This is a genomic window from Ewingella sp. C233 (assembly GCF_055407225.1).
Genome location: NZ_JBUZRI010000001.1, coordinates 1,728,152 through 1,741,744, shown reverse-complemented (window position 1 = coordinate 1,741,744; position 13,593 = coordinate 1,728,152). Strand labels below are relative to the sequence as shown.

Below are 13,593 nucleotides of genomic sequence, written 5' to 3'. Positions count from 1 at the left end.
TCGGTCAGCACGCAGCTTATGATACAATTGATAACACAGTCGTTACCCCCACAATATACTTATGGAGTTGCCTTTTCATGGCTCAACTTTATTTTTACTATTCGGCAATGAACGCCGGAAAATCCACCTCTTTGTTACAGTCATCATATAACTATCAGGAGCGTGGAATGCGCACACTGGTATTAACTGCGGAATTTGACCATCGCTTTGGTGTGGGTAAAGTGAGTTCCCGTATTGGACTATCTTCACAGGCGCAGCTCTACAATAAAGAAAGCGATTTGTACACGATGATAGCGCAGGAACACCGCGAACAAACTGCCCACTGTATCTTGATAGATGAAAGCCAGTTCCTCTCTAAAGCGCAGGTAGCGCAACTCACAGACATTGTTGATGAGTTGGATATCCCGGTGCTCTGCTATGGCTTACGTACCGATTTTCGGGGTGAGTTATTTGAAGGGAGCGAATATTTGCTGGCCTGGGCCGACAAATTGGTTGAGCTTAAAACTATCTGTCATTGTGGCCGTAAGGCCAACCGTGTACTCAGACTGGATGAGCATGGCGAACCGCTTCACGATGGCGCACAGGTGGTTATAGGCGGGAATGAGAGCTATGTATCAGTGTGCCGCAAGCATTTCAAAGAGGCGATGGCAGCGTGCAGTTCAGACGCACCTGGACACTCTGAAAGCCTAGAATAAAGCTGAGCAATGTTTTATAGCCAATAAAAAACCCGCCAAAGCGGGTTTTTTATTTTAGCCAGCGAGCTAATTATTTCTTAGCAGACTTTTTTTCTACTTTTACTGCTGGAGCAGCCACCACGGTATCAGTTTCTTCTTCACTGAATTTACGACCGTAGTAAGTATCCATCAGAATCTGTTTCAGTTCGGCGATCAGTGGGTAACGTGGGTTAGCACCAGTACACTGGTCATCGAAAGCATCTTCAGACAATTTATCAACTTTAGCCAAGAAGTCAGCTTCCTGAACGCCTGCTTCACGGATGGAAGTAGGGATGCCCAACTCTGCTTTGATTTCATCCAACCAGGTCAACAGTTTTTCGATTTTCTGTGCAGTACGGTCACCAGGAGCGCTCAGACCTAAGTGGTCAGCAACTTCTGCATAACGACGACGCGCTTGTGGGCGGTCATACTGACTGAAAGCGGTCTGTTTAGTTGGGTTGTCATTCGCGTTATAACGAATAACGTTAGAAATCAACATGGCATTAGCCAGACCGTGTGGGATATGGAACTCTGAACCCAATTTGTGGGCCATGGAGTGGCAGACACCCAGGAAGGCGTTGGCAAATGCAATACCCGCGATAGTTGCCGCATTGTGAACACGTTCACGAGCAACCGGGTTTTTAGCGCCATCTTTATAACTTGCTGGCAGGAACTCTTTCAGCAGTTTGAGGGCTTGCAAAGCCTGACCATCTGAATATTCGTTAGCCAGTACGGAAACATAGGCTTCCAGTGCGTGAGTTACGGCATCAAGGCCACCGAAAGCACACAGGGACTTAGGCATATTCATTACCAGATTGGCATCAACAATCGCCATGTCTGGAGTTAACGCGTAGTCAGCCAGTGGATATTTTTGACCTGTTGCATCATCAGTTACAACCGCAAATGGTGTAACTTCTGAACCAGTACCTGAAGTGGTTGTAACGGCGATCATTTTCGCTTTTACGCCCATTTTAGGGAATTTGTAGATACGTTTACGGATATCCATAAAGCGCAGCGCCAAGTCTTCGAACTGAGTATTTGGATGTTCGTACAGAACCCACATGATCTTCGCAGCATCCATCGGTGAACCGCCACCCAGAGCGATAATTACGTCTGGTTTGAAGGAATTCATCTGCTCAGCACCTTTACGTACGATACTCAGTGTTGGATCAGCTTCGACTTCGAAGAACACTTCAGTCTCGATACCGTGACCTTTCAGTACGCTGGTGATCTGGTCTGCATAGCCAGCATTGAACAGGAAACGGTCAGTTACGATGAAGGCACGTTTTGCACCGTCAGTCGCTACTTCTTCCAGTGCGATTGGCAGTGAGCCACGACGGAAGTAGATTGATTTCGGAAGTTTGTGCCACAACATGTTTTCTGCTCGCTTCGCTACAGTTTTCTTGTTGATCAAATGTTTAGGACCGACGTTTTCAGAAATGGAGTTACCACCCCATGAGCCGCAACCTAAAGTCAATGATGGAGCAAGTTTGAAGTTGTAGAGGTCACCGATACCACCCTGAGATGCTGGGGTGTTAATCAGAATACGTGCGGTTTTCATTTTGTCGCCAAAATAGTTAACACGTTCTGGTTGGTTATCCTGGTCAGTGTACAAGCAAGATGTATGACCGATACCACCCATTTCTACCAGTTTCTCAGCTTTCTCTACCGCATCTTCAAAGTTCTTAGCACGGTACATCGCGAGGGTAGGGGACAGTTTTTCGTGAGCGAACGGCTCAGATTCATCGACATTCTTCACTTCACCAATCAACACTTTGGTGTGCGATGGAACTTTGATGCCTGCCATTTCAGCAATTTTAGTCGCTGGCTGACCAACGATTGCCGCATTCAGGCCACCATTTTTCAGGATAATATCCTGAACAGCTTTCAGCTCTTTACCCTGCAGCATGTAGCCGCCGTGGGAAGCGAAACGCTCACGAACTGCATCATAGACAGAATCAACAACGATGATTGACTGTTCTGAAGCACAGATCACGCCGTTATCGAAGGTTTTTGACATCAGGATTGAAGCAACAACGCGTTTGATGTCAGCCGTTTCGTCAACAACAACAGGTGTGTTACCTGCACCAACACCGATTGCTGGTTTACCAGAGCTGTATGCTGCTTTCACCATGCCCGGACCACCGGTTGCAAGGATCAGGTTCACGTCTGGGTGATGCATCAGTTGGTTAGACAGTTCTACACTTGGTTCATCGATCCAGCCGATGATGTCTTTCGGAGCACCCGCTGCAATCGCTGCTTGCAGAACGATATCTGCGGCTTTGTTAGTCGCGTTTTTAGCTCGTGGGTGTGGAGAGAAGATAATACCGTTACGGGTTTTCAAGCTGATAAGCGCTTTGAAAATCGCAGTAGAAGTTGGGTTGGTGGTAGGGACGATACCGCAAATGATACCGATAGGCTCAGCGATGGTGATGGTACCGAAAGTGTCATCTTGTGACAGGATGCCACAGGTTTTTTCGTCTTTGTAGGCGTTATAGATGTATTCGGAAGCGAAGTGGTTTTTAATCACTTTATCTTCAACGATACCCATTCCCGATTCTTCTACGGCCAATTTCGCAAGCAGGATACGGGCATCGGCGGCAGCCAGAGCGGCGGCGCTGAAGATTTTATCTACTTGTTCTTGGGTGAAGTTAGCATATTCGCGCTGTGCTTTTCTGACTCGAGCTACGAGTGCGTTCAATTCAGCGACATTTGTTACAGCCATAATGCTCTCCTGATAAAGTTAAACTCTTTTAGTAAATAATCCGCCAGAAACTAGTATAGCTGTGCTAACTCATCCTGTGAAAAACAAATTAAAATCATTGTTCTCAGTATGTTGTCTCTGTCTCTTTATTTGCTCAAACAGCTTTCAATGGAAAAGAACATCCTGTAAGTAGATAAAATGTTAAAACAGCCTGGGAGTATGGTTCTATCCTGTTTGCCCTACTCACTGACTATGCATAAAGCTTACCTACTAATGGCTAGGTCAATTTTGATCTGGATCACATAACACTTCTGCTGATACCTTTCAGCTTTGTGATAATGGGAATTATTCTCAATATTGCTTATGTGCTTCACAATCATAACGGATTAAGAACGATCTAGGTCGATATTTTTTAACATCAGCGATTTAGACTGCTTAATCTTGCATGTCTGGTGCTAAATACTGCGAAACGGCATGGCGTCTAATCCGCAATTCCAGTACATTAGCGGCCAATCTTGACCCATCCTTTACTGGCATATTGTGCGGAGTTCTGCGTGAGCCAATCTTTGTTAGATTTTTCAGGCTACATCAAATTTTTTGTTGGGCTCTTTGCTCTGGTAAACCCGGTCGGAATTTTACCGGTGTTCATCAGCATGACCAGCTATCAGGCAGCGGCAGGCAGAAATAAAACCAACATGACGGCTAACCTCTCGGTAGCCATTATATTGTGGACTGCGCTCTTCTTGGGCGACGCCATTCTGCATGTGTTTGGCATCTCCATTGATTCATTCCGAATTGCCGGCGGCATTCTGGTAGTGACTATCGCCATGTCGATGATCAGCGGCAAGCTCGGCGAGGACAAACAGAATAAGCAGGAAAAGTCAGAAACGGCCATTCGTGAAAATGTAGGTGTGGTACCGCTGGCTCTTCCTTTAATGGCGGGGCCGGGGGCGATCAGTTCGACAATTGTATGGAGTTCGCGTTTTAGCGGCTGGCAAAACTTGCTGGGCCTGACAATCGCGATTGCCTTTTTTGCTTTCTGTTGCTGGCTACTGTTCCGTGCTGCGCCATTGCTGGTCCGTCTGCTGGGGCAGACCGGTATCAACGTAATCACCCGTATCATGGGTTTGTTGCTGATGTCGCTGGGTATCGAGTTCATCGTGACGGGCATTAAGGCTATTTTCCCCGGTCTGCTTTAACTCCTGCAACTCTTCTTCGCAGGTGGATTATCTCAGTATTGGTGGCGTGAGTTATTAACGCCACTAATAACTGGGCGCATTCATATAGTGCAACTAATGACTTATTTATGACCATTTGCACTCAAATGTGGCACAAACTCACTTCCTGAACCTATTTATATCTCAAACAGCTATTTCCCCCTGTTTACCTCCGCGAAAATTCTCTTTATTGGCACTTTTATTGCCCGTTTCGTTGTTAATTTAATCACATCATTCTGTAGGGCTTGTGCAGGATGTATCGAGATGTTATTAGTGTTTACCTCACCACAAATAGGTGTTTATTCTTAAAAGACACTAAATGTTAACTTATTATGTCAGTTGGTTTTTTAGACAAAGATCATGAGGGATTAACCGCTTTTTTGGGTTACATTTCTTTATGAAACATTGAGTTATACACCATTTTCATTCCGTTGCAGAACGTGGAGGAAAACGCTTATTAACAGATAAAGGAGAAATGCTTAACATTTTCGTAAAATTAATTGGCGCAGTTAACAGGGTTCTGATAATTTTCGGGACGTCTCCACAAATGGAAAGTTGTTTCGGGTTAATACCGAAGTGAAATTGGATCTCGCTAAGAGAATAAAAATAAGCACTTTCATTTGTTTTTGGAGCGTACTGTGGTCGAAACTATGCATGTAAAGGAAACCGAACCTCCTTTGTGTTACAGCATCGTTCAGGCAATGTGTTTGGCATCTTTTATGCATAACGTTGCGGCGACCTGCCATCCAGCGAATCAGTTTCCTCTGTCCCCATTTTTGCAGGCTGCTTAATAATGCGGTGCGACAGGTGTCATCTGAATCTGGAAAGTTAAGACAAATAAAGCATTAGCCTGCTGTGTTCTAAAAAGGTATTACGTCCTCAAGTAGAATACTTTTGAACACAGTAAGCGAAAGGAGGGGGTCTTCCTTAAACGATCTCTGAAATTGAAAGACGATTAACAGCCTTAAATTTCATTCATTAGAAAAAGGTAGTAGGGGTTAGCCAGCTTCCTCGCATGGCTAAGACATCGGGTTTTTCTATCGGGTAATTCGTTCCTGCCCATGATCAACCGAAAACCCAGCAGGGGTTTATCTTGCTCCGTAGTGCGCAAGTTCATAATAAAAACTGGAGTTGAATAACAATGACCAACATCACAAAAAAAACTATCCTCGCCGCCTGCATCATGGCCGCAATGGGTGTGGCTACTGCAGGCAGCGCCTTCGCCGCTGACGTTCCGGCTGGTGTGAAACTGGCTGATAAGCAAGAGCTGGTGCGTAACAACGGTTCTGAAGTACAGTCCCTGGACCCACATAAAGTAGAAGGTGTGCCGGAGTCCAACGTGATCCGCGACCTGCTTGAAGGCCTGGTTAATACCAACAACGCCGATGGCCATGTGATCCCTGGCGTCGCCGAAACATGGGAAAACAAAGACTTTAAAGTCTGGACCTTCCACCTGCGTAAAGACGCTAAATGGTCAAATGGCGATCCAGTTACCGCCGAAGATTTCGTTTACAGCTGGCAGCGCCTGGCTGACCCTAAGACCGCATCTCCGTATGAAAGTTACCTGCAGTACGGTCATATCGAAAACATCGATGACATTATTAGCGGCAAAAAAAGTCCTGATACTCTGGGTGTGAAAGCGCTGGATGACCATACTCTCCAGGTAACCCTGACTGAGCCAGTACCTTATTTCGTTAAAATGCTCTCTCACACCGCGATGAAACCGGTGAACAAAAAAGTCGTTGAGAAATTTGGCGACAAATGGACTCAGCCGGAAAACTACGTCAGCAACGGTGCTTATAAGCTGAAAGCCTGGACCGTCAACGAACGTATCGTTTTGGAACGTAACCCTGAGTACTGGGATAACGCCAAGACAGTGATCAATCAGGTGACTTACCTGCCAATCTCTTCAGAAGTGACAGATGTTAACCGTTACCGCAGCGGTGAAATCGACATGACCTATAACAACATGCCGATCGAACTGTTCCAGAAACTGAAAAAAGAGATCCCAACTGAAGTTCATGTTGACCCGTATCTGTGTACTTATTATTACGAAATCAACAACCAGAAAGCCCCGTTCACTGATGCGCGCGTCCGTACCGCACTGAAACTGGGCCTGGACCGCGATATCATCGTGGATAAAGTCAAAGCTCAGGGCGACCTGCCAGCCTACGGTTACACCCCTCCTTACACTGATGGTGCCAAACTGACGCCACCGGCCTGGTTCAAAGAAACTCAGGATCAACGTAACGCCGAAGCGAAGAAATTGCTGGCTGAAGCCGGTTATACTGACGCTAAACCATTAACGTTCAGCCTGCTTTACAACACGTCAGACCTGCATAAGAAACTGGCAATTGCAGCGGCAGCTATCTGGAAGAAAAACCTTGGCGTGAACGTGAAACTGGAAAACCAGGAGTGGAAAACCTTCCTGGACAGTCGTCATCAGGGCAACTTTGACGTAGCACGTGCTGGCTGGTGTTCTGACTACAACGAACCTTCTTCATTCCTCAATACCATGCTCTCTGACAGCAGCAACAACACCGCTCACTATAAGAGCGCTGACTTTGACAAAGCCATTGCTGACACGCTGAATGCGAAGACTGATGACGAGCGCGCAGCGCTTTATCAGAAAGCTGAAACCCAGCTGGATAAAGACTCTGCCATCGTGCCTGTTTATTACTACGTGAATGCCCGTCTGGTGAAACCCTACGTCGGCGGCTACACCGGTAAAGATCCTCAGGACAACGTCTACGTTAAAGATCTGTACATTATCAAACACTAATCAGTGAAAGAGCAGGGCATCCCCGAGCTGTCCTGCTCGTAATTTGATAAAGGTAATGTTCTTGGTACTGACGTTGTCAGTGCTAAAGCAAAGAGCCACCGCTACGGCAATCTCTTTTTGCCGTAGCGATCAAGCCAAAACTATCAAGCTGTAGTGCAGGCTTAGAAACAGGTACGGGCAATGTTAAAGTTTATTTTACGCCGCTGTCTGGAAGCGATTCCGACGCTATTCATCCTGATCACTATCTCGTTTTTTATGATGCGTCTCGCGCCGGGAAGCCCATTTACGGGTGAGCGTAATCTTCCGCCAGAAGTTATGGCGAATATTGAGGCCAAATATCACCTCAATGATCCCATCTATAAGCAATATTTCAATTATTTGGGACAACTGGCCAAAGGTGATTTCGGCCCGTCGTTCAAATATAAGGACTACACCGTTAATGATCTGGTTGCGGCTTCGTTCCCGGTTTCTGCGAAACTCGGACTGGCGGCATTTATCATGGCGATTGTCTTTGGTGTGACCGCCGGTGTAATTGCCGCGCTTAATCAGAACACCAAATGGGATTACACGGTAATGGGGGTAGCCATGACCGGTGTTGTTATCCCGAGCTTCGTGGTGGCACCTCTGTTGGTACTTATATTCTCAATTACCCTGAAATGGCTACCGGGCGGTGGTTGGAACGGCGGCGGGGTGAAATATATGATCCTGCCAATGGTAGCTCTGTCACTGGCTTACATCGCCAGCATCGCGCGTATTACCCGCGGTTCGATGATTGAGATCCTGCATTCCAACTTTATCCGCACCGCACGCGCCAAAGGTTTACCGCTGCACCGCATTATTTTGCGCCATGCGCTGAAGCCTGCGCTACTGCCGGTACTCTCTTATATGGGACCTGCATTTGTCGGCATTATTACCGGCTCAATGGTTATCGAAAGCATCTTCGGGTTGCCGGGCATCGGCCAGTTGTTTGTTAACGGTGCTCTTAACCGTGACTACTCCCTGGTATTGAGCCTGACGATTCTGGTAGGCGCACTGACCATTTTGTTCAACGCGATCGTCGATGTGCTTTACGCCGTAATCGATCCGAAAATCCGTTATTAATGCTGGAGCTTGTCAATGATGCTAAGTAAGAAAAAAAGCGACGCTCTGGAAAACTTCAGCGAAAAGCTGGAAGTTGAAGGCCGCAGTTTATGGCAGGATGCGCGTCGCCGCTTTATGGGTAACCGCGCTGCGGTCACCAGTCTGATTGTACTGGCTATCATCGCGCTGTTCGTGACCTTCGCGCCGATCCTGTCGCAGTTTGCCTACGCAGATACTGACTGGAATATGATGTCAGCCGCGCCTGATTTCGCCTCGCACCACTATTTCGGTACTGACTCATCAGGCCGTGATTTGCTGGTTCGTGTGGCTATCGGTGGGCGTATTTCCCTGATGGTCGGCGTGGCCGCTGCGCTGGTGGCGGTCATTCTGGGGACGCTCTACGGTTCGCTCTCCGGATACCTCGGCGGTAAAATCGACTCCGCGATGATGCGTCTGCTTGAGATCCTCAACTCCTTCCCGTTCATGTTCTTCGTTATCCTGCTGGTGACCTTCTTCGGGCAAAATATTTTACTGATTTTCGTGGCAATCGGCATGGTCTCCTGGCTGGATATGGCGCGTATCGTTCGCGGCCAGACCCTCAGCCTGAAACGCAAAGAGTTCATCGAAGCGGCTTTAGTGAGTGGGGTCAATACTCGCAATATCGTCCTGCGTCATATCGTGCCAAACGTGCTGGGCGTGGTAGTGGTTTATGCTTCCCTGCTGGTGCCAAGCATGATCCTGTTCGAATCCTTCCTGAGCTTCCTTGGGCTGGGTACGCAAGAGCCGTTAAGCAGTTGGGGCGCGTTATTAAGTGACGGTGCCAACTCGATGGAAGTTTCACCGTGGTTACTGCTGTTCCCGGCAGGCTTCCTGGTTGTGACGCTGTTTTGTTTCAACTTTATCGGCGATGGCCTGCGTGATGCCCTCGACCCGAAAGATCGTTAAGGAGTGCGACTATGAGCACCATTGAACATTCCACTTTTGCCGCGCCTGCGGCTGTTGACGGCCAGGTGCCGCCAATCCTGCTCGACGTTAAAGACCTGCGTGTGACCTTTGAAACGCCGGACGGTGATGTCACCGCGGTTAACGATCTCAATTTCGACCTGCGTGCGGGTGAAACACTGGGTATCGTCGGTGAATCCGGCTCCGGTAAATCACAAACTGCCTTTGCCTTGATGGGGCTGCTGGCCAGCAATGGCCGCATCGGCGGCTCAGCAAAATTCAACGGACGTGAGATTCTTAACTTGCCACCGAGACAGCTCAACAAGCTTCGTGCCGAGCAGATTTCGATGATTTTCCAGGACCCCATGACTTCGCTGAACCCGTATATGCGCGTCGGTGAGCAGTTGATGGAAGTGCTGATGCAGCATAAGCACATGAGCAAAAGAGAGGCATTTGACGAGTCTGTGCGCATGCTGGACGCGGTGAAAATGCCGGAAGCGCGTAAACGCATGAAGATGTTTCCACACGAATTCTCCGGTGGTATGCGTCAGCGCGTGATGATTGCGATGGCGTTGCTGTGCCGTCCTAAATTACTGATTGCGGATGAGCCAACAACGGCGCTGGACGTTACCGTTCAGGCGCAGATCATGACACTGCTGAATGAGCTGAAGGCGGAGTTCAATACTGCCATCATCATGATCACCCATGATCTGGGCGTCGTCGCCGGTATTTGTGACAAAGTGCTGGTGATGTATGCCGGACGTACTATGGAATATGGTCAGGCTCGCGACGTATTTTATGACCCGTGCCACCCGTACTCAATTGGCCTGCTTAACGCGGTTCCCCGTCTTGATGCCGAAGGCGGCATGATGACCACGATTGCCGGTAACCCACCAAACTTGCTGCGTTTACCGAAAGGCTGTCCGTTCCAGCCTCGCTGCCAGTATGCGATGGAAATCTGTAGCACCGCACCTCCGCTGGAGCGTTTTGGTGAGGGTCGTTTACGTGCCTGCTTTAAGCCGGTCGAGGAGTTGGTATGACAGATCACACAGTGATGCACAGCCCGTCTGCAAATAATGAAGCACCGCCGGATAAAAAAGTGCTGCTCGAAGTAGCTGATTTAAAAGTTCACTTTGATATCAAAGACGGGAAGCAGTGGTTCTGGCAGCCTTCAAAAACGCTGAAAGCCGTTGATGGCGTCACCCTGCGTTTATACGAAGGTGAAACCCTTGGTGTGGTCGGGGAGTCAGGTTGCGGTAAGTCGACTTTCGCCCGCGCGATTATCGGGCTGGTGAAAGCCACTGAAGGCAAAGTGGCCTGGTTAGGCAAAGACCTACTGAATATGTCGGATGCAGAATGGCGCCATACGCGCAGCGATATCCAGATGATTTTTCAGGACCCGCTGGCTTCACTTAACCCCCGTATGACCATTGGCGAGATCATTGCTGAACCCCTGAAAACCTATAACCCGAAAATGCCAAAGTTGCAGGTGAAGGAGAAGGTTAAGGCGATGATGCTCAAGGTTGGCCTGTTGCCAAACCTGATCAACCGCTATCCCCATGAGTTCTCCGGCGGCCAGTGTCAGCGTATTGGTATCGCCCGCGCCCTGATCCTTGAGCCGAAACTGATCATCTGTGATGAGCCGGTGTCGGCCCTCGACGTATCGATTCAGGCGCAGGTCGTTAACCTGCTTCAACAATTGCAACGTGAGATGGGCCTGTCTCTGATCTTTATCGCCCACGACCTGGCGGTGGTTAAGCATATCTCCGATCGTGTGCTGGTCATGTATCTCGGCCATGCGGTAGAACTTGGTACCTACGACGAGGTTTACCACAACCCGCAGCACCCTTATACCCGCGCGCTGATGTCAGCGGTGCCTGTACCGGACCCGGATAAAGAGCGTAATAAGGTGATACAGCTGCTGGAAGGGGATCTGCCCTCGCCGATTAATCCGCCGTCAGGTTGCGTGTTCCGTACCCGCTGCCCGATTGCCGGACCAGAATGCGCAATTACCCGTCCGTTGCTGGAAGGCAGCTTCCGCCACGCTGTCTCCTGCCTGAAAGTGGATCCCCTTTGATTCACTAACATCCGTTTGGAAGCATAAAAAAACCTGCCACTGGCAGGTTTTTTCTTTGGAGCTGTATGATCACTCTTTCCAGAGGATATGGCAGAGCTTGTTATCTTTTTCACGACACATCAGCACGCGCGCGAAAATGTCGTTGATCGGCTGATCTTCTGCATCCGCCAGACCAATCACCACTTCGGCGAAGAAGTCAGGGTTCAGGTCGTAATCTACATGCTCAACCCAATCTTCGGCCGGGTCATGCAGCTCAGCGCCGCCGCGTTCTTCGAACTCAAGATTGAAGATCAGGATATCAGCAGGATCGAGGTTGTCGCCCGCCAGTTCCAGAAAAATATCGTAGGCTTGTTCAAGGGTTTCGTCTTCGGTCAGGCGATTATTCAGATCCATAACATTCTCATCAGTAAAAGTGGTGTATTGCTGGACGTATTAAAACATTCCCGCCGCGGCTTTTACAGCAACGGGCTGAAAAAGTAGAACAGCCGTTCGATAATCCGGTGCCAGAATGGCCGTTTCAGCCAGGCTTCAACGTCGAGCAGGTGCGAACGGGCAATATAATCATCCTGCACCTGAGCCAGTTCGTTACCAAAACCTGCATCATCGATAACCAGCGTAATCTCAAAATTCAGCCACAGGCTGCGCATATCCAAATTCACCGTGCCGACCAGACTGAGCTGCCCGTCCACCAGAATGCTTTTGGTGTGCAGGAGACCATCTTCAAACTGGTAAATCTTAACGCCGGCTTCCAGTAATTCATTAAAGAATGCGCGGCTTGCCCAGCCTACCATCATCGAGTCATTTTTCATCGGCATCACGATGCTGACATCGACGCCACGCTGTGCGGCGGTACAGATGGCATGCAGCAGGTCATCGCTGGGGACGAAGTAAGGTGTGGTCATCACGAGCTGTTCACGGGCAGAGTATGCGGCGGTTAACAGCGCCTGGTGGATCATATCTTCCGGGAATCCTGGGCCTGAAGCGATCACCTGAATGGTGTGGCCGCTTTCCTGCTCGAAAGGCATCTGATTGACATCAGGCTCAGGTGGCAGAATGCGTTTACCGGTTTCAATTTCCCAGTCGCATGAATAGACAATACCCATTGTGGTCGCCACCGGGCCTTCCATTCGTGCCATTAAATCAATCCACTGGCCGACGCCCGCGTCTTGTTTAAAGAAGCGCGGATCAACCATGTTCATGCTGCCGGTATAAGCCACGTAGTTATCGATTAAGATAATCTTACGGTGCTGACGTAAATCCATGCGGCGCAGGAAAACGCGGAACAGATTTACTTTGAGCGCTTCAACCACTTCGATACCGGCATTACGCATCATCGCAGGATAAGGACTGCGGAAGAAGGCGACACTGCCTGCCGAGTCCAGCATCAGACGGCAATGGATACCGCGACGCGAGGCGGCCATCAGTGACTCAGCAACCTGATCCACAAGGCCACCCGGCTGCCAGATATAGAACACCATCTCGATATTATGCCGCGCCAGTTCGATATCCCGCATGATCGCATGCAGGGTGTCATCACTGGTGGTCAGCAACTGGAGCTGGTTACCTTTAACGCCCGCAATGCCCTGACGGCGCTCGCACAGCTGGAAAAGGGAACTGGCAATTTCACTGTTTTCTGTCGCAAAAATCCGGTGGCAGCCTTTCAGATCATTAAGCCAACGTGCCGTCGAAGGCCACATCGCTTTAGCGCGCTCGGCACGACGTTTGCCCAGATGCAGTTCGCCAAAGGAAAGATAGGCAATAATTCCGACCAGCGGAATGATGTAGATAATCAGCAACCATGCCATGGCCGAAGGCACCGCGCGTCGCTTCATTAAAATGCGCAGCGTGACGCCGGCAATCAGTAACCAGTAGCCAAAAATCAAAAGCCAGCTAATTACCGCATAAAAAGTTGTCATAAAGGCGAAAAGTCCTGTTCGCAAGCCATGGAATGCAGTGTACGCAGTGTGGGTGAAAGGGGATATTGTTTTAACGAATTTACGCCCTTCAATCAATCAGCTACCTCTGAAAACGGTGCCGGGAGTAAAAACCTTCACCGTATTGTCATCAAGGGTAGCTGA

Annotated in this window: 10 protein-coding genes; 7 read left to right on the top strand and 3 right to left on the bottom strand. The window is 49.0% G+C overall.

What is annotated here, in order from left to right; translation table 11 throughout:
- Positions 1–77: 77 nt before the first annotated feature.
- Complete coding sequence (locus ACZRKO_RS07850; protein ID WP_463736649.1) at positions 78–695, top strand: thymidine kinase; 618 nt, start codon at positions 78–80, stop codon at positions 693–695.
- A 70-nt stretch (positions 696–765) separates the two neighbouring features.
- Here ACZRKO_RS07850 and adhE read toward each other — a convergent pair whose 3' ends face one another.
- Entirely contained in the window at positions 766–3,438 is a 2,673-nt protein-coding gene (gene adhE / locus ACZRKO_RS07845) for a bifunctional acetaldehyde-CoA/alcohol dehydrogenase (RefSeq protein ID WP_463736648.1), read from the bottom strand.
- A gap of 533 nt (positions 3,439–3,971) precedes the next feature.
- Here adhE and ACZRKO_RS07840 point away from each other — a divergent pair.
- The 6 genes from ACZRKO_RS07840 (at position 3,972) to oppF (ending at position 11,515) form a co-directional block, all read left to right on the top strand.
- Positions 3,972–4,616 (top strand): YchE family NAAT transporter, encoded by a 645-nt coding sequence (locus ACZRKO_RS07840; protein ID WP_463736647.1) that lies wholly within the window; start codon positions 3,972–3,974, stop codon positions 4,614–4,616.
- Between the two features lie 1,159 nt (positions 4,617–5,775).
- Positions 5,776–7,416 (top strand): oligopeptide ABC transporter substrate-binding protein OppA, encoded by a 1,641-nt coding sequence (oppA, locus tag ACZRKO_RS07835; RefSeq protein ID WP_463736646.1) that lies wholly within the window; start codon positions 5,776–5,778, stop codon positions 7,414–7,416.
- Positions 7,417–7,596: 180 nt separating this feature from the next.
- Positions 7,597–8,517: an oligopeptide ABC transporter permease OppB gene (gene oppB, locus ACZRKO_RS07830; RefSeq protein ID WP_463736645.1), complete on the top strand. Its 921-nt coding sequence runs from the start codon at positions 7,597–7,599 to the stop codon at positions 8,515–8,517.
- Between the two features lie 15 nt (positions 8,518–8,532).
- Positions 8,533–9,441 (top strand): oligopeptide ABC transporter permease OppC, encoded by a 909-nt coding sequence (gene oppC / locus ACZRKO_RS07825; RefSeq protein ID WP_463736644.1) that lies wholly within the window; start codon positions 8,533–8,535, stop codon positions 9,439–9,441.
- An 11-nt stretch (positions 9,442–9,452) separates the two neighbouring features.
- Positions 9,453–10,478, top strand: coding sequence for an oligopeptide ABC transporter ATP-binding protein OppD (gene oppD, locus ACZRKO_RS07820; RefSeq protein WP_463736643.1), 1,026 nt, complete (start codon positions 9,453–9,455; stop codon positions 10,476–10,478).
- A 14-nt stretch (positions 10,479–10,492) separates the two neighbouring features.
- Entirely contained in the window at positions 10,493–11,515 is a 1,023-nt protein-coding gene (gene oppF / locus ACZRKO_RS07815; RefSeq protein ID WP_463737505.1) for a murein tripeptide/oligopeptide ABC transporter ATP binding protein OppF, read from the top strand.
- 69 nt (positions 11,516–11,584) lie between these two features.
- On the opposite strand, the gene ACZRKO_RS07810 is transcribed toward oppF, so the two are convergent.
- Both ACZRKO_RS07810 and cls read right to left on the bottom strand, forming a co-directional pair.
- Complete coding sequence (locus ACZRKO_RS07810) at positions 11,585–11,908, bottom strand: HI1450 family dsDNA-mimic protein (RefSeq protein WP_463736642.1); 324 nt, start codon at positions 11,906–11,908, stop codon at positions 11,585–11,587.
- A gap of 62 nt (positions 11,909–11,970) precedes the next feature.
- Positions 11,971–13,431, bottom strand: a complete 1,461-nt coding sequence (gene cls, locus ACZRKO_RS07805) for a cardiolipin synthase (protein WP_463736641.1) — start codon at positions 13,429–13,431, stop codon at positions 11,971–11,973.
- Positions 13,432–13,593 lie beyond the last annotated feature (162 nt).